Here is a 19,462-nt window from a genome sequence, read left to right as displayed (position 1 = left end):
CCGTACGACAACGAGAGGGCCCGGCTCCCCCACAGGGGAGCCGGGCCCAACCACGTTCCAGGGGTGTTACCCGAAGAGGAGCGCCACGATGTAGTAGCTCACCGCCGCCACGATCGCCGCGGCCGGCATCGTGATACTGCATCCCCCGGGGGATAACCCCCGGACCCCCAGCAAGGCCGGGTGGCGCCGCTCGTCACCCGAAGAAGAGCGCCACGATGTAGTAGCTCACCGCCGCCACGATCGCCGCGGCCGGCATCGTAATGAACCAGCCCAGGATGATGTTCTTGGCGACGCCCCAGCGGACCGCGTTGACCCGCTTGGTCGCGCCCACACCCATGATCGCCGAGGTGATGACATGGGTCGTGGAGATCGGCGCGTGGAAGAGGAACGCCGAGCCGAACATGATCGAGGCGCCGGTGGTCTCGGCCGCGAAGCCCTGCGGCGGGTCCAGCTCGATGATCTTGCGGCCGAGAGTCCGCATGATCCGCCAGCCGCCCGCGTACGTACCGAGCGAGAGCATCACGGCGCAGACGATCTTCACCCAGACCGGGATCGCGTCGCCCGACTGCTGCACATCGGCGATGACCAGGGCCATCACCACGATGCCCATGGTCTTCTGCGCGTCCTGCAGACCGTGGCCGAGGGCCATGCCGGCCGCCGAGACGGTCTGCGCGATGCGGAAGCCGCGCTTGGCCTTGTGCGGGTTGGCCTTGCGGAAGAGCCAGAGGATGACGCACATGACCAGGTAGCCGACGATCAGACCGACCACCGGGGAGACGAACATCGGGATGACGATCTTGTCGACCACGCCCGACCAGATGACCTCCGTGCCGCCCGCGAGCGCCGCGCCCACCATGCCGCCGAACAGCGCGTGCGAGGAGGACGAGGGCAGCCCGAAGTACCAGGTGACGAGGTTCCAGAGGATCGCGCCGACCAGCGCGGCGAAGAGGATGCCCATCCCCTTGTCGCCGGTCGGGGTCTCGATGATCCCCTCGCTGACGGTCTTCGCGACACCGCTGCCGAGGAAGGCACCGGCGAGGTTCATGACCGCGGCCATCGCGAGCGCCGCCCGCGGGGTCAGCGCGCGGGTCGACACCGAGGTGGCGATGGCGTTCGCCGAGTCGTGGAATCCGTTCGTATACGTGAAGCCGAGCGCGACACCGATGGTCACGATCAGAGCGAAGGTGTCCACGAAGCCTCAGGACTCCTTGACCGCGATGGTCTCCACCGTGTTGGCCACGTGCTCGAACGCGTCCGCCGCCTCTTCCAGCACATCCACGACCTGCTTGAGCTTGAGCACCTCGATGGCGTCGTACTTGCCGTTGAAGAGGTGGGCGAGCAGCTTGCGGTGGATCTGGTCGGCCTGGTTCTCGAGCCGGTTGACCTCGATCCAGTACTCGGTGAGGTTCGCCATGGTCCGCAGGTTCGGCATGGCCTCGGCGGTGAGCTCCGCCGCCCGGGCCAGCACCTCGATCTGCTGCTCGACGCCCTTGGGCAGTTCCTCGATGTTGTAGAGGACGACCAGGTCGACGGCCTCCTCCATGAAGTCCATGATGTCGTCGAGGGACGAGGCGAGGGAGTAGATGTCCTCGCGGTCGAACGGCGTGATGAAGGAGGAGTTCAGCTGGTGGAAGATGGCGTGGGTCGCGTCGTCGCCGGCGTGCTCCGCTGCCCGCATCCGTTCCGCGATCTCGGCCCGGGCGGAGGAGTCCGCTCCGAGCAGTTCCATCAGGAGCTTGGCGCCCGTGACGATGTTGTCCGCGGACGCGGCGAACATGTCGTAGAAGCTCGTCTCCCTGGGGGTCAGACGAAATCGCACGTGGGGTCCTCGGGGTGCTGGAATCGGTCAGGCTGATGCTAGGCGCATCATCCGGCCACGGCTAACCGGCGTCCCTTCAGTGTCGCCCATCAGGCACAGTGATCTGCACGGGCCCCCGCCCCGATTCGCGGGGATCGGTACCATATACCCACGAGGGGTATAGACACCCTTTCCGACGCTCTTCTTTCCTGACCGCGGGAGGACGCGATGACCACCACCGAGGCGGCGGCCGAGGTCACCCCCGAGACCGCCCTCGAAACCGCACAGCCCACGACGGACCACGACCACGGCGTGCACGGCTACCACAAGCAGAAGGACGAGCACCTGAAGCGGCTGCGCCGCATCGAGGGCCAGATCCGCGGGCTGCAGCGGATGGTCGACGAGGACGTCTACTGCATCGACATCCTCACCCAGGTCTCCGCCTCCACGAAGGCCCTGCAGTCCTTCGCCCTCCAGCTCCTGGAGGAGCACCTGCGGCACTGCGTCGCGGACGCGGCCACCAAGGGCGGCGACGAGATCGAGGCGAAGGTCGAGGAGGCCACGAAGGCCATCGCGCGCATGATGCGCACCTGAGCGCACCTGAAGGGTCAGCGGGGTACGGCTCCGACCGGGACCCCGACCCGGAGCACCTCGTCGATGCGGTCGGCGCTCAGCCGCTCCCCGTCGACGGCGGAGGCCGCGATGATCAGCTCACCGCACAGTTCGATTTCGGCCAGGGCCACGCACTCGGGATCCCCGAGCGCGACGGTCGCGGTACCGAGCGGCGGAGCCATGTGCCTTCACCTCTTCCTGCCGGCGTCGGTCTCCCAGCGTAGGGAGGGCCCTACGGACCGCACATGACACGTCTGGACCATTTGCCCATGGCCCGACACCCGCCGCTGGGCCTTACCCGCCTTCAGGCCTTGATCTTCCCGGCGTAGATGTCCTTCCGCGCCGGCAGCTGCACCGAGACCCGCGCCCCGAACCCGTAGAGCAGCGTGGTCGACGCGACCGCGACCGTACGGCCCTGGTTGCTGAAGCTGAAGCGGTGGCGCACCTTGCGCAGCCGGCCCTCCGCGTCCAGGTACGCGTCGAAGGGCACGGTGTCCGTGGTGAACCCTTTCGCCGCCGCCGCGAGCGCCCCGCGCACCTGCGGCGAGGCAAGCCGCGCGGCCTCGCCGATGTCCGCCGTCCCGCGGTAGTGCCACACCTTCACGCCGGCGAGCTCGGTCTCCCCCGCGTACGTCACGTCCCGCGCGCCGCGCAGCAGCTCGGCCGCCGCGGCCGGGTCGGTGGCCCCGCCGGTGACCAGGTTCCCGTCGTCGAGGGTCGTGGTGTCGACCCGCACCCACTTGTCGGCGGGCACGCCGGCGCCCCGGTTCTTCATGTACAGCGCGCCCGGCGCGAGCAGTTCGGTGATCGGCCGGTGCTCGCTCTCCCCGGCGGCGTCCTTGGGCAGCACCACCTGCAGGGCGCCGGTGCGGCGCCGGAAGTCGTAACTGCCCTCGCCCCGGATGGTGACCCGGGTGCCGCCGGTGGCCATCTCCATCGAGGTGCTCGCCCGCGAGGACCCGGCCCGGGTCAGCCCCTCGGCCGCCGCGCGCACGGTGCCGGCCGGGTCGTCCCCGCCCGGTACGGCGTCGTCCTCGCCGCCCCCGGCGCAGCCGCCGACCAGCAGCGCCGCGGCGACGGCCCACGCCCCGCCCGTGTGTCCCTGCCGCACCACCATCGCCTGCCAACCCCCAACAACTGCCGCCGCTGTCCGGATCCCGCCCATCGGATAACGACGGTCCGGACGCCCCGTCACGCGCAGTACGGTGTTGACGTGCATGACGAGGCGCCGCATCACACGGAGACCACGGAACGCGGTTCGTTCGCCTACGCCCGCTGCAGCTGCGGCTGGCGCGGCCCGGCACGAAGATCCCGGGACCGTGCGCGTACGGACGCGACGGAACACACGGAGCAGGCGGCGGGCCGTACCGCATAGGGAAGAGCCCTGGAAGGCCCTGGAACACGACACCCCCGCCGTGGTGGCGGGGGTGTCGGTACAGCTGGGGGTCCGGCTCAGGCGGCGAGGTCGCTCTCGCCGGCGTCGAGGCGTGGCTCGGGGACGACCGGGGCATCGGCGACGGCGAGGCGTTCGGCGGCGCGGCGGGAGCGGACCAGCCGGGTGCCGCGCGGGGCGCGGGCGACGGCGGAGACCAGCGGGGTCAGCAGGGCCAGCGCGAGCGGCGCGAGGAGCAGGGCGACGGCGGTGCCGAGGGCGAGGCCGCCGAGCACGTCGGTCGGGTAGTGGACGCCCATGTAGACCCGGCAGAAGCCCTCGGCGAGGGCGAGGCCGATGGCGAGGAGCCCGAAGCGCCGGTGGGCGATGAAGACACCGACGGCGAGGGCCATCGTCAGGGTCGCGTGGTCGCTCACGAACGAGAAGTCCGTCTTGCCGGGGACCAGGACCTCCAGGCCCTGGTGGTCCTTGAAGGGCCGGGGCCGTTCGACGAAGCCCCGGATCGGGATGTTGACGAGCAGTGCGATGCCGGCCGCCAGCGGCGCCCAGAGCAGCCCGGCGACGCCGGCGACGGCGTCACCGGTCGCGGCCCGCCTGCGCACGCTCCACCAGCAGCCGAGCACCACGAGGAGGAGGCCGAGCACGATGCCGTACTCGCCGATGAACTCCATGACGCGGTCGAACCACGGCGGGGCGGCCTTCGCCAGCCCGTTGATGTCGTAGAGCAGGCTGACATCGGGGTTCGAACCGTCCGATGCGAGTCCAGCCATCTGCTGCGGCCCCTTGCTTCCGTGTTGGTGGTGTCCAACCCCCGTGGTCAGAGTGGTCGGATCGGAAACGATCCGCCCGAGGGCAGCGTTCCGCTCTCCGCCCAAGATCACTACGACGTTATCGAAAGGTGACGGGCCGTCGCAGCTCAGGGCCGGAGCCTCACGGAGAGTCCCCGGTTCCGCAAACCCGGCCTACTGCTGCTGCGGCAGGTGGGTGGGCAGCGCCGCGGCGCCGTCCTTGGTGACCCGGGTCGCCCCGAAGTAGTCCGGAGTGTCGATCCGGTCGAAGCGGATCACGGCGCCGGTGCGCGGCGCGTCGATCATGTAGCCGCCGCCGACGTAGATGCCGACGTGCCGGATGGCCCGGGAGTTCGTCAGGTCGTCCGAGAAGAAGACCAGGTCACCGGGGAGCAGTTCGTCCCGGCCCGGGTGCGGCCCGGCGTTGTACTGGTCGTTGGCGACCCGCGGCAGCGTGATCCCCACCGACTCGTACGCCGCCTGGGTGAGCCCCGAGCAGTCGAACCGCCCGTTCTGCGCGGCCGTGCCCGTACCGCCCCACAGATACGGCGTGCCGAGCTTCTGCTGCGCGTAGTAGATCGCCCCGGCGGCCTGCTTGGACGGGTCGACCCGGCCGACGGGCCGGGCGAAGCTCTTCTCCAGGGACCGGATGATCCGCACGTAGTTCTGCGTCTCGCTGATCGCGGGCACCCCGCCGGACCGGATCACCCGGTACGCCCCGGCGTTGTACGCGGCCAGCATGTTGTTCGTCCGGTCGCCCGGCACGTCCTTCACGTACCCGGCCAGCTCGCAGTCGTACGAGGCGGCCGACGGGATCGCGTCCTTCGGGTCCCACACGTCCCGGTCCCCGTCGCCGTCCCCGTCGATGCCGTGCCCGGCCCAGGTGCCCGGGATGAACTGCGCGATGCCGCGGGCGTTCGCGGGCGAGACGATGGTCGGGTTCCAGCCGCTCTCCTGGTACAGCTGCGCGGCGAGCAGCGCGGGGTTGATCGCGGGGCACAGGTTCCCCCACTGCTGCACCAGGCCCTGGTACGCCGCCGGCACGGCCCCCTTGGCCAGCGCGACGGCCCCGCCCTTCCCGTTCCCGGCCGCGCCGAGCATCCCGGCGGCCGCGGAGTACGTCCCGACGACGAGCAGCGCGACGAAGCTGAGGCAGACCCCGACCGCCCCACCCGCCACGAGCCAGGCCCCGCGTGCCTTACGCACCGTCAACCACCCCTCGGTCCCTGCCAGTACGCCCGGCCGTCCAGTCTAGGAGGCCGGCCGCCCGATGGGGCGTGGACGAACCGGACGGAACGGAAAGACACCGCCCCAAAGGTGCCACAACGACAATCATTGCCCGGAGTCACCCTCCGTGATACACAGAGTGACCATACGCGTCTTCGCATACAAACCGGCCACACCGTCGCAGGTCAAGACGGTCGGATCGGTCAACTGTGCGGTGATCGGGTAAAGAGAGCCGTCAAGCCGTCACACGCGAGCGGTTTCATCAGCGAAGATAGGTCGACGACCCATGCCGTCTGGCAGGGGCGACGAACTACCCAACAGGGGCGGTGAGTTACATGTACCTGGCGGCCGAGAAGGGCGACATCACCACCATCATCGGTGGAATCGCCCCGAACTGGGGGCCTTTCGGGAGCCTCGGTGCCGAAGCCAAGGTGATGATCGAGGTCGTGATGGCCGTGGCCATCCTGCTCTGCCTCGGCATCGCCATCTGGGGCGCGGCCAAGCAGCGTATCGGGGCCACCGCCCTGCGCGACACCTTCAGCGCCGAACAGGGCAAGGGCCTGATCGTGGCCGGCCTGACCGGAGTCTTCATCATCGGCTCCCTGGGGACGCTCTTCACCATCGTGTACGGGATGGCCGTCTAACCCGTTTCTCACCACCGAGGTCGCGTTCCCTGATGTCCAGTCACCACGCCGCGCCCGCGCGGAAACCAGCACGGCTCCCGTCGTCGTACCCGTCGAGCCCGTCGAGCCCGCCGTATCCGCGAAGGGCCGAAGGGGCGTGCCCGGCATGAGCTTCGGCGACGACCACGACGGCCAGACCCGCACCCGCCTCCCCGACGCCACCCCCGGCACCACCCGTCCCCCCGCCCGGAGCTCCCGCTCCCTTGTCGCGGTGATCGGCGTGGTGGTCCTCCTGGTCGCGGCGATCGCCCTCGCCAACCGCGGCGACGGCACCCCCTCCGACACGCCCCGCCAGGGCGCCGGCCCGAACGCCCCGTCCCCGTCCGCCGCCCCGACCTCCGCGACTGGCGTCCGCCCCGTCACGGGCAGGAACGGCCAGATCCCGACGGGCTTCGCGCACGACGAGCAGGGGGCGCAGAGCGCGGCGGCGAATTACGCGGTGGCGCTGGGGTCGGTGGACATGTTCCAGCCCGGGCCGCGCGAGGCCCTCGTACGCGCCACCCACGACCCGGCCGTCGCCGACGCCCTCGTGAAGAGCCTGAACGACTCCTACTCGGCCGGCTTCCTGTCCAACGTGGGCCTGCAGCCCGACGGCACCGCGCCGAACGGCCTGACCTTCGTGTCCCGGACCATCCCCGTCGGCACCAAGGTGAAGGACTACACGGGCGACACCGCCACGGCGGAGGTGTGGTGCACCGGCCTCGTCGGCCTCGCCGGCGACGGCTCCACCAAGCCGGTGACCTCCACCTGGTTCACCATCACCGAGAAGCTGAAGTGGGTCGGCGGCGACTGGAAGGTCGTCAGCTCGGAACAGGCCGAGGGCCCGACCCCCGTCAACGGCGACAACCGCGCCTCGGTCGCGGACGAGATCGCCAGGGCCGTCGAGGGTTACGGAGGCTTCACCTATGCCCGCTAGCCGACGCGCCCCGCTCCGTACCCCGCTGCGTGCCCTGACTGCCGGTCTGGCAGCCCTGCCGGTCACCCTGGTGCTGCTCGCCTCGCGGGCCTACGCCGCCCCGACGCCCACTCCGGCCGGGACGCCGTCCCCCGGCACCCCGTCGCCGAGCGCCACCAACGACCCCTGCGCGCTCATCGTGGGCCAGGCCAAGGAGTACTGCGAGAACGGGCAACAGCCCGCCGGGTCCCGAGCGCGCATCGACGATCCCACAGACGCACTCGACCCCCTCTCCTCCCTCGCCAGCGGCTGCGCCAAGGCCGCCGCCTGGGTCGTCGACACCCTCTCCTCCGCCGTGAAGTCGACCGCCACCGTCGACTTCACCAACATGGAGTTCCTCGGCCGCTACGCCATCGTCTTCGCCGCCGCCACCTTCCTCACCCTCCTCCTCTGGCTGCTCGCCGTCGCCAAGCGCGCCATCCGCGGCGTCCCGCTCACCACCGCCATCTCCGAGGCCGTCGGCTTCCTCTGGCTGACCGTCCTCGCCTCCGCCTTCACCCCGCTGATCCTCTACACCGTCGTCAACGCCACCGACGCCGTCACCGAGGTCATCGCCTCCGGCACCGGCCAGCAGACCGACGTCTTCTTCGGCAGCTTCAAGCAGGCCCTGGAGAAGGGCGACAGCATCGGCGGCGGGCCGATCATGCTGATCATCGTCTCGCTCGTCACCGTGCTCGCCGCCGGCGTGCTCTACCTCGAGCTCGTCCTGCGCGCCGTCCTGCTCTACGTCGGCGCCCTGCTCGGCGTCGTCGTGTACTCCGGGCTCGTCGACAAGAACATGTGGGGCCACGTCCGCCGCTGGGCCGGCATCATGATCGCGGTCATCCTGGTGAAGCCGGTCATCGTGATCGTGCTCGGCCTCGCCGGCGCGCTCTCCTCCGGCACCGGCCCCGACGCGTTCTCCGCCGTCGTCTCCGGCCTCGCGATCATCCTGCTCGCGATCTTCGCCTCCGCGATGATCTACCGCTTCGTACCCGGCTTCGGCGACGAGATCATCGCCTCCCGCAACAACCGCCTGCACCGCGCCGGCGAGAACACCGCGGCCGCCGTCATCTCCTCCCCCGCCTCCCTCGTCTCCCAGGGCATCAAGACCCACAGCACCCGCGGCGACGGCGGCGGAGGCTCCCAGGGCTCCGGCGGCAGCGCGCCCCGCCCCGCCAACCCCCTCTCCGGCGGCGTCGCCGCCCACAGCAGCCGCGGCGGAGACGCCCGAGGCGGATCGGGCGCCGCGCCCGCGCCCCGTAACAGCAGCCCCACCGCAGGCACCCCGCACACCAGCCGCAGCGGCGGTAGCGGCACCATCGGCAAGAACACAGGAGCAGGAGGTGCAGGGCGTTGACGACCCAGTCCCAGCCGGTCTCGCCCCGCCGCACGTATCTCATCGGCCGCGCCCGGCCGAACGCGATCGTCGGCAAGAACCGCGAGACCGGCGAGATCGCGCTCATCATCGCCGGCGCGTTCCTCGGCATGATGAGCGGACTGATCGTCCAGGTCCTCGCCCTGCGCATCGCCCTGCTCGCCGGCCTGCCGATGCTCGCGCTCGCCGCCGTCTACGTCCCGTACAAGCAGCGCACCTTCTACAAATGGTTCGAGATCAACCGCAGTTACAAGCGGATGCTCAAGCGCGGCACCGCCTACCGCTCCGCCGCCGTCGAGGCCGGCACCCGCCTCGACGGCCGCGAGGTCGAGATCGGCCCGCCCCCCGGCATCGGCGGCGTCACCTGGCTCTCCGCCCCCTTCGGCCCCGACGAGATCGCCGTCCTGCTGCACGCCGACCGCCGCACCGTCACCGCCGCCATCGAGATCGAGGGCCCCGGCGTCGGCCTGCGCGACTCCGAGGACCAGGAAGCCCTCGTCGACCGCTTCGGCACCCTCCTCAAGCACGTCGCCAACGGAGACGGCTTCGTCACCCGCCTCCAGATGCTCGCCCGCACCCTCCCCGCCGACCCCGACGCCCACGCCAAGGACGTCGCCCAGCGCGGCGACCACCAGGCCCCGGCCTGGCTCCAGGAGTCGTACGACCAGCTCCAGTCCATGGTGTCGACCTCCAGCGAGCAGCACCGCGCCTACCTCGTCGCGTGCATGCACTACACCCGCGAACTCGCCGCCGAGGCCAACGCCATGGCCCGCGCCGCCCGCCACGCCTCCGGCGCCCGCAAGCTCGACCGCGACGCCGGCCTCGCCGTCGTCATGGCCCGCGAACTCACCGACATCTGCGCCCGCCTCGCCGAGGCCGACATCCGCGTCCGCCAGCCCCTCGGCCAGTCCCGGCTCGCCTCCCTCGTCCACTCCATGTACGACCCGGACCACCCCATCGACCACATCCAGGCCATGTCGAAGCGCAACGCCTGGCCCGCCGAACTCGACGCGATGGAACCGACGTACCTCCAGGCCAAGACCCGTGAGTCCGCCACCCGCGCCCCCTGGTGCCACGCCACCGCCTGGATCAAGGAGTGGCCGATGACCCCGGTCGGCGTCAACTTCCTCGCCCCGCTCCTCGTCCACACCCCCGACGTCATCCGCACCGTCGCCGTCACCATGGACCTCGAACCCACCGAGGTCGCCATCGAGCGCATGCTCACCGAGAAGACCAACGACGAGGCCGACGCCAGCCGCGCCGCCAAGATGAACCGCACCGTCGACCCGCGCGACATCGCCGCCCACGGCCGGCTCGACCAGCGGGGTGAAGATCTCGCCAGCGGCGCCGCCGGGGTCAACCTCGTCGGGTACATCACGGTGTCGTCGCGCTCGCCCGAGGCCCTGGCCCGGGACAAGCGCACGATCAGGGCCTCCGCCGGAAAGTCGTACCTGAAGCTGGAGTGGTGCGACCGCGAGCACCACCGGGCCTTTGTGAACACCTTGCCGTTCGCGACCGGCATCCGCCGCTAGGGCCGAAGGGGCACAGACCGATGCGAGATCCGCTGTCCGTCCTCACCGAAGCCTTCACCTCCTTCCTCTTCGGCAAGGTCGAGACGACCCGCCTGCCCGTACGCACCTCCACGGGCCAGGCCCAGGCCGTCTACCTACCGACCGCGGCCCCCGGCCTCGGCGACTCCGGCGTGATCATCGGCCGCGAGGTCTACAGCGGCAAGGGGTACATCTACGACCCCTTCCAGCTGTACGGCCAGCAGCTCCCGGCCCCCCACTGGCTGGTCCTCGGCGAGTCCGGAAACGGCAAGTCGGCGCTCGAGAAGACCTACGTGCTGCGCCAGCTCCGCTTCCGCGACCGCCAGGTCGTCGTCCTCGACGCCCAGGGCGAGGACGGCGTCGGCGAATGGAACCTCATCGCGCAGGAGCTGGGGATAACTCCCATCCGGCTCGACCCGATGGTCGCCAACGACGACGGCATCCGCCTCAACCCGCTCGACCCGTCCATCACCACCACCGGCCAGCTCGCGCTGCTCCGCACCATCATCGAGGTGGCGATGGGCCACGGCCTCGACGAGCGCTCCGGCTTCGCGCTCAAGGTCGCCCACGCCCACGTCAACGAGCACATCACCGACCGCCAGCCGATCCTCACCGACATCGTCGAGCAACTCCGCCACCCGGAGGCGGAGTCGGCCGAGGCCATGAACGTCGACATAGACGATGTACGGGCCTGGGGCCTCGACGTCGCGCTCGTCCTCGACCGCCTGGTCGACGGCGACCTCCGCGGCATGTTCGACGGCCCCACGACGGTCGGCATCGACCTCGACGCCCCGCTCATCGTCTTCGACCTCTCCCACATCGACCGCAACTCCATCGCCATGCCCATTCTCATGGCGATCGTCGGCGTCTGGCTGGAACACACCTGGATCCGCCCCGACCGGAAGAAGCGCATCTTCCTCGTCGAGGAGGCCTGGCACATCATCAACAGCCCCTTCGTGGCCCAGCTGTTCCAGCGCCTGCTCAAGTTCGGCCGCCGCCTCGGCCTGTCCTTCGTCGCCGTCGTCCACCACCTCTCCGACGTCGTCGACGGAGCGGCGGCCAAGGAGGCCGCGGCGATCCTCAAAATGGCCTCCACACGCACGATTTATGCGCAGAAGGCCGACGAGGCACGCAACACCGGCCGCGTCCTCGGCCTGCCCCGCTGGGCCGTGGAGATCATCCCGACGCTCACCCCAGGCATCGCCGTCTGGGACGTCAACGGCAACGTCCAGGTGGTCAAACACCTCATCACCGAGAAGGAACGCCCGCTCGTCTACACCGACCGCGCCATGACCGAGTCCTCCCCGGCGGACCCGGAGCTGGAGTGGGAGACGGAACAGCGCGCGATCCTCGTCGAGCAGCAGATGAACGCACAGATGAACGACTCGTCCCAGTCCACGGTGGCGTGAGATGCAGCAGGAGCGCAAGCAGTCGGGCGGCGGCATCCCCGACGGATTCGTCGTCGGGCTGCTCGCCCTCCTGCTCGGCCTCGCCGTCCTGGTCTGGACGGCGACCGGCCTGGCCGGCCTGTTCTCCCACGGCGCCTGGCCCCCGGGCGTCACCTTCACCCGTACGCCCCTGGCCCTGCGCTCCCTGATGGGCGCCCCGACCGACCTCGCCGCCGCCTGGCCGGACACCCCGCCCGCCGCCCTCTCCGGCTACGGCCTGTTCTGGGGCCTGGTCATCGGCGAGGCGATGGTCCTGACCGTCCTCACCGTCTTCGTCCTCGGCACCCTCACCCGCTGGCGCGCGGTCCGCGCCAACCGGAAGGCGGGGAAGGGGGCCTTGTACGAGGAGGAGCGCGCCGCCCGTACGGAGCGGGCCGAGCCCGTCGCGCCCCCGGCCGCAACCCAGCCCCCGCCCCCGCGCCGCCCCGCCGAGGACCCGGCGCCGGAGCGCGTGGCACCCGACGGCCCGGCCGCCCCGGCCCCCGTGTCCGAACCCCGGATCGTCTTCGGCCCCGCCGCCACCCGCCGCCCCACCGCCGCCCAGGCGATCCGGGACGCCGAGGGCGCCGTACTCGTCGTGACCTCCGACCCGACGCTCTGGGCCGAGACCAAGGACGCCCGCGGCAAGCTCGGACCCGTCCTCGTCCACGACCCCGGCCACCTCTGCGACACCCCCGCCCGGCTCCACTGGAACCCCGCCGAGGGGTGCGAGGACCCGCAGGAGGCCCGCGACCGGGCCGCCGCGCTGCTCGCGCCCGTACGCCCGCAGTCCCGGCTCGACGCGGCCGTGGCGGACACCGCCGAAACGCTCATGCGCTGCTGGCTGCACGCCGCCGCCATAGACGGCCGGCCGTTCAAGCAGGTGCACCGCTGGGCCCAGGGCACCGACGCCCACGAGCCCGTACGGATCCTCCGCACCCACCCCAAGGCCGCCGCCGGCCACGCCGGCCTCCTCGAATCCGCGCTCACCGCGCACCCCGAACGCCGCGCCACCGCGCAGGAACTGACGGCCCGGGCGCTCTCGGCCCTCGGCTCGATCCACATCCGCCAGGCCTGCACCCCGAATCGAACAGACTCGCTCACGCTCGCATCTTTCGTCGCCGAGCAGGGCACCCTTTACGTGGTGGGTGAACCGATCGAGGACCCGCGCACCCACCCGGGCGCGATGCCCCTCCTGACCGCGCTCGCAGCAAGCGTGGTCGAGCACGGCCGCCGCATGGCCGCACGGTCATCCGACGGTCGGCTCGACCCACCACTGACCCTCGTCCTCGACGACGTCGCGGCCGTCGCGCCGATCCCCCGCCTCCCCGAACTCGTCGCCACGGGACGGGAACTCGGCCTGCCGACCCTCGCCCTGATGCGCTCCCAGGAGCAGGCCCGGGCCCGCTGGCCCGAGCCCCTCCCGTACCACTAGACGGCCTGCTGCGGCCCCGGCCGGGACACCTCGTACTCCAGGTCGTATCCGCTCCCGGAGCCCGGCATCACCATCCGCTCGCCCGTCGGGACGAAGCCGAAGCGCCGGTAGAAGGCGCCGGCCCGCGCGTTGTCCTCGTGCACGTACAGCCGCACCCGCTCGACCGCCGGCTCGGGCAGCGCCCAGGACCACTCCACGGCCGTACGGAACAGGGCGTCGATCACGCCGCCGCCGCGCGCCTCCGGCCGTACGTACACACCCACCAGCTGCGTCTGGTCGACCTTCGCCGGCTCCCCGAACAGCGGCTCCGCGTCCGACGGCCGCTCGACGAGCACCGTGGTCGTACCTATCCAGCGCCCGTCCGGCGTCTCGGCGACGAACTGCCGCACCCGCCCCTCACCGTCCTCGGACGCGTTCGCCGTCCGCCCCTGCCAGAAGGAATCGGGCTGGGCGACGGCGGTCTCGTGCGTCTCCACGAAGGCGAGGTGCGCGACGGGGTCCTGAAGCGCCGCGAGCCGCAGCTCGCGCACCTTCTCCCACTCGTCGGCACGGACGGGGCGAATCGAATAGTTCATGCCGCGATCTTCGCCATCGTCGCACCCCGCTGACAAGCGCGTTCCTGATCCAGGGATTCGTCGTACCTGGGTACGACGACGCCGCCGAGCCCCGCCGCCTAGCGTGGCCGGGTGACAACGGGGACGACGCGGACGCCAGGCGCGACAGGGGCGACAGGCGCGACAGGCGCGACAGGAACGACGGCACCGAGCCGCTACGTACGCCGGCTGCTCGCCCGGGTCCAGGCCTTCGACACGCGCCGCCCCTGGGTCTGGGACGCCCTGGTGACCGCCGTCCTCCTGGTCACCGCGCTCGTGGACGCCTCCGGCGGCTGGCGGAACACCGCCCGCGACCCGTCCGTCCCCGTCTGGCTGGTGGCCACGGTCAGCACCGCCGTCGTCCTCCCCGTCCACTGGCGCCGCCGGTCCCCCCTCGCCGTCCTCTCCGTCATGGCGGTCCCGGTCCTCGTCAGCGAGGCCTCCGGCGCCTTCCTCCAGGCCGGCTACCTCCAGGCCCTCCCCTTGTTCCACATCGCGCTCCGCCGCCCGCCCCGCGCCCTCCTCTGGGCCGCCGCCCTGCTGCTCGGACCCCTGCTGACCGGTGCCTTCCGCCACCAGGCCGAGACCTGGGACCTGCACGTCGTCCCCGCCGTCTGGGGCTACCTCCTCGTCGCGCTGCTCGGCATCACCGTCCGTTCCCGCAAGGAGGAACGAGAACAGGAGGTGCGGCTCGCGGCCGCCGCCGAACGCGCCCGCATCGCCCGCGAGATGCACGACATCATCGGCCACAACCTCTCCGTCATCACCGGGCTCGCCGACGGCGGCCGCTACGCCGCCGCCAAGAACCCCGAACGCGCCGCCCAGGCCCTCGACGCCATCTCCACCACCAGCCGGCAGGCCCTCACCGAACTCCGCCGCCTGCTGGGCGTCCTGCGCGAGGAGGAGACCGAGTCGGCGGTACGGAGCCCCCAGCCCGGCCTCGCGGACCTGCCGGCCCTGATCGAAGGCGTACGAAGGGCGGGCCTCCCCGTCGAGGCGACCCTCCCCGCCCGAGCTCATCCGCTCTCCCCAGGAGCCGAGCTGACGCTCTATCGGGCGGTACAGGAGGCGCTGACGAACACGCTGAAGCACGCGGGCGAAGGCGCGAAGGCCGAGATGACACTGGCGTACGGGCCGGAGGGAACCGTCCTCGTCGTCACCGACACGGGCGGGCCCGCCGCCGAGCCGCCGGGTCCCCGGCTCCAGGGCCAGGGCCGCGGCCAGGGCCGGGGCCGGGGCCTGGCGGGAATGCGCGAGCGCGCGGCGCTCTACGACGGCACACTCGAGTCCGGCCCCCTCCCCGAGGGTGCCGGCTGGCGCCTACGTCTCCGACTTCCTCTGGAGGACTCCCCCTCGTGACGACCGTTCTGATCGCGGACGACCAGCCGATGCAGCGCCTCGGCTTCCGCATGCTGCTCGAAAGCCAGGACGACATGACGGTCGTCGACGAAGCCGGCAGTGGCACGGAGGCCGTCCGCCTCGCCGACCGCCACCACCCGGACGTGGTCCTGATGGACATCCGCATGCCGGGCCTGGACGGCATCGAGGCCACCCGCCGCATCGCCGCCACCGGCTCCCGCACCCGGATCCTGATCGTCACCACCTTCGACCTCGACGAGTACGCGTACGACGGCCTGCGCGCCGGCGCGAGCGGCTTCCTGGTGAAGGACGCCCAGCCCGAGGAGCTCCTCACGGGCATCCGCTCGGTCGCGAGCGGCGACGCGGTGGTGTCCCCCAAGCTCACCCACCGCCTCCTGACCACCTACCTCCGACCCGTGCCCGCGCCGGCGACCCCCGCTCCCCTGCCCTCCCCGAAGGACGACCCGCGGCTGGCTGCACTGACCGACCGCGAACGCGAAATCCTCACGGTCGTCGGCCAGGGCTGGACGAACACGGAGATCGCCACCCGCTTCCACCTCGCCGAGTCCACGGTGAAGACCCACATCACCCGCATCCTCGCCAAGACCTCTTCGCGCGACCGCATCCAGGCGGTGATCCTGGCCTACGACACGGGCCTGGTCACGCCGGCGGCCTGACCCTGAACGCAGAAAAGCCCCGCACCATAAGGTGCGGGGCTTTCCCACAATGATTGTTCGGCGGCGTCCTACTCTCCCACAGGGTCCCCCCTGCAGTACCATCGGCGCTGAAAGGCTTAGCTTCCGGGTTCGGAATGTAACCGGGCGTTTCCCTAACGCTATGACCACCGAAACACTATGAAGTTGAACTCAACCGGTATAGGGAGTTCGTTACTTCAGAACTAACACAGTGGACGCGAGCAACTGAGGACAAGCCCTCGGCCTATTAGTACCGGTCAGCTCCACCCATTACTGGGCTTCCACATCCGGCCTATCAACCCAGTCGTCTACTGGGAGCCTTACCCTCTCAAGGAGGTGGGAATACTCATCTCGAAGCAGGCTTCCCGCTTAGATGCTTTCAGCGGTTATCCCTCCCGAACGTAGCCAACCAGCCATGCCCTTGGCAGAACAACTGGCACACCAGAGGTTCGTCCGTCCCGGTCCTCTCGTACTAGGGACAGCCCTTCTCAATATTCCTGCGCGCACAGAGGATAGGGACCGAACTGTCTCACGACGTTCTAAACCCAGCTCGCGTACCGCTTTAATGGGCGAACAGCCCAACCCTTGGGACCGACTCCAGCCCCAGGATGCGACGAGCCGACATCGAGGTGCCAAACCATCCCGTCGATATGGACTCTTGGGGAAGATCAGCCTGTTATCCCCGGGGTACCTTTTATCCGTTGAGCGACGGCGCTTCCACAAGCCACCGCCGGATCACTAGTCCCGACTTTCGTCCCTGCTCGACCCGTCGGTCTCACAGTCAAGCTCCCTTGTGCACTTACACTCAACACCTGATTGCCAACCAGGCTGAGGGAACCTTTGGGCGCCTCCGTTACCCTTTGGGAGGCAACCGCCCCAGTTAAACTACCCATCAGACACTGTCCCTGATCCGGATCACGGACCGAGGTTAGACATCCAGCACGACCAGAGTGGTATTTCAACGACGACTCCACAACCACTGGCGTGGCCGCTTCACAGTCTCCCACCTATCCTACACAAGCCGAACCGAACACCAATATCAAACTGTAGTAAAGGTCCCGGGGTCTTTCCGTCCTTCTGCGCGAAACGAGCATCTTTACTCGTAGTGCAATTTCACCGGGCCTATGGTTGAGACAGTCGAGAAGTCGTTACGCCATTCGTGCAGGTCGGAACTTACCCGACAAGGAATTTCGCTACCTTAGGATGGTTATAGTTACCACCGCCGTTTACTGGCGCTTAAGTTCTCAGCTTCGCAACCCCGAAAGGTCACTAACCGGTCCCCTTAACGTTCCAGCACCGGGCAGGCGTCAGTCCGTATACATCGCCTTACGGCTTCGCACGGACCTGTGTTTTTAGTAAACAGTCGCTTCTCGCTGGTCTCTGCGGCCACCCCCAGCTCACGGAGTAAATCCGATCACCAGGTGTGGCCCCCCTTCTCCCGAAGTTACGGGGGCATTTTGCCGAGTTCCTTAACCATAGTTCACCCGAACGCCTCGGTATTCTCTACCTGACCACCTGAGTCGGTTTAGGGTACGGGCCGCCATGAAACTCGCTAGAGGCTTTTCTCGACAGCATAGGATCATCCACTTCACCACAATCGGCTCGGCATCAGGTCTCAGCCTTAACGTGTGACGGATTTGCCTACCACACGGCCTACACCCTTACCCCGGGACAACCACCGCCCGGGCTGGACTACCTTCCTGCGTCACCCCATCGCTTACCTACTACCACCTTGGTTCGCCGGCTCCACCACTTTCCATTCCCCGAAGGGTCCGGAACGGCTTCACGGGCTTAGCATTAATGGGCTCGATATTGGGCGTTTCAAAGCGGGTACCGGAATATCAACCGGTTGTCCATCGACTACGCCTGTCGGCCTCGCCTTAGGTCCCGACTTACCCTGGGCAGATCAGCTTGACCCAGGAACCCTTAGTCAATCGGCGCACACGTTTCTCACGTGTGTATCGCTACTCATGCCTGCATTCTCACTCGTGAACCGTCCACAACTCGCTTCCGCGGCTGCTTCACCCGGCACACGACGCTCCCCTACCCATCACAGCGGGCGTTGGCCCTCATGCTGCAATGACACGACTTCGGCGGTACGCTTGAGCCCCGCTACATTGTCGGCGCGGAATCACTTGACCAGTGAGCTATTACGCACTCTTTCAAGGGTGGCTGCTTCTAAGCCAACCTCCTGGTTGTCTCTGCGACTCCACATCCTTTCCCACTTAGCGTACGCTTAGGGGCCTTAGTCGATGCTCTGGGCTGTTTCCCTCTCGACCATGGAGCTTATCCCCCACAGTCTCACTGCCGTGCTCTCACTTACCGGCATTCGGAGTTTGGCTAAGGTCAGTAACCCGGTAGGGCCCATCGCCTATCCAGTGCTCTACCTCCGGCAAGAAACACACGACGCTGCACCTAAATGCATTTCGGGGAGAACCAGCTATCACGGAGTTTGATTGGCCTTTCACCCCTAACCACAGGTCATCCCCCAGGTTTTCAACCCTGGTGGGTTCGGTCCTCCACGAAGTCTTACCTCCGCTTCAACCTGCCCATGGCTAGATCACTCCGCTTCGGGTCTTGAGCGTGCTACTGAATCGCCCTGTTCGGACTCGCTTTCGCTACGGCTTCCCCACACGGGTTAACCTCGCAACACACCGCAAACTCGCAGGCTCATTCTTCAAAAGGCACGCAGTCACGAGATACAAGCAAGCTTGTATCCGACGCTCCCACGGCTTGTAGGCACACGGTTTCAGGTACTATTTCACTCCGCTCCCGCGGTACTTTTCACCATTCCCTCACGGTACTATCCGCTATCGGTCACCAGGGAATATTTAGGCTTAGCGGGTGGTCCCGCCAGATTCACACGGGATTTCTCGGGCCCCGTGCTACTTGGGTGTCTCTCAAACGAGCCGCTAATGTTTCGTCTACGGGGGTCTTACCCTCTACGCCGGACCTTTCGCATGTCCTTCGACTACATCAACGGTTTCTGACTCGTCCTGTCGCCGGCAGACGACAGAAGAGAGATCCCACAACCCCGCATGCGCAACCCCTGCCGGGTCTCACACGCATACGGTTTGGCCTCATCCGGTTTCGCTCGCCACTACTCCCGGAATCACGGTTGTTTTCTCTTCCTGAGGGTACTGAGATGTTTCACTTCCCCTCGTTCCCTCCACATGCCCTATGTGTTCAGGCATGGGTGACAGCCCATGACGACTGCCGGGTTTCCCCATTCGGAAACCCCCGGATCAAAGCCTGGTTGACGGCTCCCCGGGGACTATCGTGGCCTCCCACGTCCTTCATCGGTTCCTGGTGCCAAGGCATCCACCGTGCGCCCTTAAAAACTTGGCCACAGATGCTCGCGTCCACTGTGTAGTTCTCAAGCAACGACCAGCCACCCATCACCCCACCACTACGTGGCGAGTTCACTGGGGCCGGCATCGCGAAGGCAAGACCTTTCGGCCGTACCCTCAGATACCCAACAACGTGCCAAGCGTGAGCACCGTCCGTGCCGTTCCGTTCCACGCCGAAGCAGTACTAGGAAGACCATCAGGCCACTCACGCCAACTAATCAACGTTCCACCCATGAGCTG

At 68.7% G+C, this 19,462-nt stretch carries 16 protein-coding genes and 2 rRNA genes; 9 read left to right on the top strand and 9 right to left on the bottom strand.

The features are described 5' to 3' along the window. Positions 1 to 193: 193 nt before the first annotated feature. Entirely contained in the window at positions 194 to 1,192 is a 999-nt protein-coding gene (locus JAO84_RS19365) for an anion permease (protein ID WP_370413997.1), read from the bottom strand. 6 nt (positions 1,193 to 1,198) lie between these two features. After that, a complete protein-coding gene (locus JAO84_RS19360; protein ID WP_265867459.1) occupies positions 1,199 to 1,819 on the bottom strand; it encodes a DUF47 domain-containing protein in 621 nt (206 codons plus the stop codon). 207 nt (positions 1,820 to 2,026) lie between these two features. Between JAO84_RS19360 and JAO84_RS19355 the strand changes: the two genes are divergently transcribed. Continuing rightward, positions 2,027 to 2,392 (top strand): metal-sensitive transcriptional regulator, encoded by a 366-nt coding sequence (locus JAO84_RS19355; RefSeq protein WP_370413996.1) that lies wholly within the window; start codon positions 2,027 to 2,029, stop codon positions 2,390 to 2,392. Positions 2,393 to 2,406: 14 nt separating this feature from the next. Here JAO84_RS19355 and JAO84_RS19350 read toward each other — a convergent pair whose 3' ends face one another. The 4 genes from JAO84_RS19350 to JAO84_RS19335 form a co-directional block, all read right to left on the bottom strand. After that, positions 2,407 to 2,592 (bottom strand): hypothetical protein, encoded by a 186-nt coding sequence (locus tag JAO84_RS19350; RefSeq protein WP_370413995.1) that lies wholly within the window; start codon positions 2,590 to 2,592, stop codon positions 2,407 to 2,409. A gap of 122 nt (positions 2,593 to 2,714) precedes the next feature. After that, the gene (locus tag JAO84_RS19345; RefSeq protein ID WP_370413994.1) at positions 2,715 to 3,527 is read right to left on the bottom strand and encodes a hypothetical protein; all 813 of its coding nucleotides are present in this window, start codon (positions 3,525 to 3,527) and stop codon (positions 2,715 to 2,717) included. A gap of 335 nt (positions 3,528 to 3,862) precedes the next feature. After that, positions 3,863 to 4,573 (bottom strand): phosphatase PAP2 family protein, encoded by a 711-nt coding sequence (locus JAO84_RS19340; protein WP_370413993.1) that lies wholly within the window; start codon positions 4,571 to 4,573, stop codon positions 3,863 to 3,865. Between the two features lie 192 nt (positions 4,574 to 4,765). Beyond that, positions 4,766 to 5,797: an NlpC/P60 family protein gene (locus JAO84_RS19335; RefSeq protein ID WP_370413992.1), complete on the bottom strand. Its 1,032-nt coding sequence runs from the start codon at positions 5,795 to 5,797 to the stop codon at positions 4,766 to 4,768. Positions 5,798 to 6,153: 356 nt separating this feature from the next. Here JAO84_RS19335 and JAO84_RS19330 point away from each other — a divergent pair, with 356 nt between their 5' ends. The 6 genes from JAO84_RS19330 (at position 6,154) to JAO84_RS19305 (ending at position 13,225) form a co-directional block, all read left to right on the top strand. Next, positions 6,154 to 6,462 carry a hypothetical protein gene (locus JAO84_RS19330; protein WP_046908545.1) on the top strand — a complete coding sequence of 103 codons (309 nt, stop codon included), beginning with the start codon at positions 6,154 to 6,156 and terminating at the stop codon, positions 6,460 to 6,462. A gap of 145 nt (positions 6,463 to 6,607) precedes the next feature. After that, entirely contained in the window at positions 6,608 to 7,417 is an 810-nt protein-coding gene (locus JAO84_RS19325; RefSeq protein WP_370413991.1) for a hypothetical protein, read from the top strand. Next, the gene (locus JAO84_RS19320) at positions 7,407 to 8,795 is read left to right on the top strand and encodes a hypothetical protein (RefSeq protein WP_370413990.1); all 1,389 of its coding nucleotides are present in this window, start codon (positions 7,407 to 7,409) and stop codon (positions 8,793 to 8,795) included. Before JAO84_RS19325 ends, JAO84_RS19320 begins: the two co-directional genes overlap by 11 nt. Continuing rightward, positions 8,792 to 10,345: an SCO6880 family protein gene (locus tag JAO84_RS19315; RefSeq protein WP_265867466.1), complete on the top strand. Its 1,554-nt coding sequence runs from the start codon at positions 8,792 to 8,794 to the stop codon at positions 10,343 to 10,345. The genes JAO84_RS19320 and JAO84_RS19315 overlap by 4 nt, the downstream gene beginning before the upstream one ends. A 20-nt stretch (positions 10,346 to 10,365) precedes the next feature. Further along, positions 10,366 to 11,772, top strand: a complete 1,407-nt coding sequence (locus JAO84_RS19310) for an ATP-binding protein (RefSeq protein WP_370413989.1) — start codon at positions 10,366 to 10,368, stop codon at positions 11,770 to 11,772. A gap of 1 nt (position 11,773) precedes the next feature. Next, a complete protein-coding gene (locus JAO84_RS19305) occupies positions 11,774 to 13,225 on the top strand; it encodes a type IV secretory system conjugative DNA transfer family protein (RefSeq protein ID WP_370413988.1) in 1,452 nt (483 codons plus the stop codon). Here JAO84_RS19305 and JAO84_RS19300 read toward each other — a convergent pair. Beyond that, entirely contained in the window at positions 13,222 to 13,800 is a 579-nt protein-coding gene (locus tag JAO84_RS19300; RefSeq protein ID WP_370413987.1) for a GNAT family N-acetyltransferase, read from the bottom strand. The genes JAO84_RS19305 and JAO84_RS19300 overlap by 4 nt on opposite strands. A gap of 111 nt (positions 13,801 to 13,911) precedes the next feature. Here JAO84_RS19300 and JAO84_RS19295 point away from each other — a divergent pair, with 111 nt between their 5' ends. Together JAO84_RS19295 and JAO84_RS19290 are read left to right on the top strand one after the other, a co-directional pair. Continuing rightward, positions 13,912 to 15,177: a sensor histidine kinase gene (locus tag JAO84_RS19295; RefSeq protein WP_370413986.1), complete on the top strand. Its 1,266-nt coding sequence runs from the start codon at positions 13,912 to 13,914 to the stop codon at positions 15,175 to 15,177. Then, a complete protein-coding gene (locus JAO84_RS19290) occupies positions 15,174 to 15,854 on the top strand; it encodes a response regulator (RefSeq protein ID WP_370413985.1) in 681 nt (226 codons plus the stop codon). Before JAO84_RS19295 ends, JAO84_RS19290 begins: the two co-directional genes overlap by 4 nt. A gap of 55 nt (positions 15,855 to 15,909) precedes the next feature. Here JAO84_RS19290 and rrf read toward each other — a convergent pair. Further along, positions 15,910 to 16,026 (bottom strand): 5S ribosomal RNA (rrf, locus tag JAO84_RS19285). 73 nt (positions 16,027 to 16,099) lie between these two features. Beyond that, positions 16,100 to 19,220 (bottom strand): 23S ribosomal RNA (locus JAO84_RS19280). Positions 19,221 to 19,462 lie beyond the last annotated feature (242 nt).

This window comes from Streptomyces fradiae (assembly GCF_041270065.1).
Lineage (GTDB): Bacteria > Actinomycetota > Actinomycetes > Streptomycetales > Streptomycetaceae > Streptomyces.
This window is presented reverse-complemented; position numbering and strand designations above follow the sequence as displayed.

What these genes read in the sequence shown, in the direction of transcription:
- JAO84_RS19355 (WP_370413996.1), top strand. Translation starts at nt 2,027, where the DNA reads ATGACCACCACCGAGGCGGCGGCCGAGGTCACCCCCGAGACCGCCCTC.
- JAO84_RS19350 (WP_370413995.1), bottom strand. Translation starts at nt 2,592, where the DNA reads ATGGCTCCGCCGCTCGGTACCGCGACCGTCGCGCTCGGGGATCCCGAG.
- JAO84_RS19345 (WP_370413994.1), bottom strand. Translation starts at nt 3,527, where the DNA reads ATGGTGGTGCGGCAGGGACACACGGGCGGGGCGTGGGCCGTCGCCGCG.
- JAO84_RS19340 (WP_370413993.1), bottom strand. Translation starts at nt 4,573, where the DNA reads ATGGCTGGACTCGCATCGGACGGTTCGAACCCCGATGTCAGCCTGCTC.
- JAO84_RS19330 (WP_046908545.1), top strand. Translation starts at nt 6,154, where the DNA reads ATGTACCTGGCGGCCGAGAAGGGCGACATCACCACCATCATCGGTGGA.
- JAO84_RS19325 (WP_370413991.1), top strand. Translation starts at nt 6,608, where the DNA reads ATGAGCTTCGGCGACGACCACGACGGCCAGACCCGCACCCGCCTCCCC.
- JAO84_RS19320 (WP_370413990.1), top strand. Translation starts at nt 7,407, where the DNA reads ATGCCCGCTAGCCGACGCGCCCCGCTCCGTACCCCGCTGCGTGCCCTG.
- JAO84_RS19310 (WP_370413989.1), top strand. Translation starts at nt 10,366, where the DNA reads ATGCGAGATCCGCTGTCCGTCCTCACCGAAGCCTTCACCTCCTTCCTC.
- JAO84_RS19305 (WP_370413988.1), top strand. Translation starts at nt 11,774, where the DNA reads ATGCAGCAGGAGCGCAAGCAGTCGGGCGGCGGCATCCCCGACGGATTC.
- JAO84_RS19300 (WP_370413987.1), bottom strand. Translation starts at nt 13,800, where the DNA reads ATGAACTATTCGATTCGCCCCGTCCGTGCCGACGAGTGGGAGAAGGTG.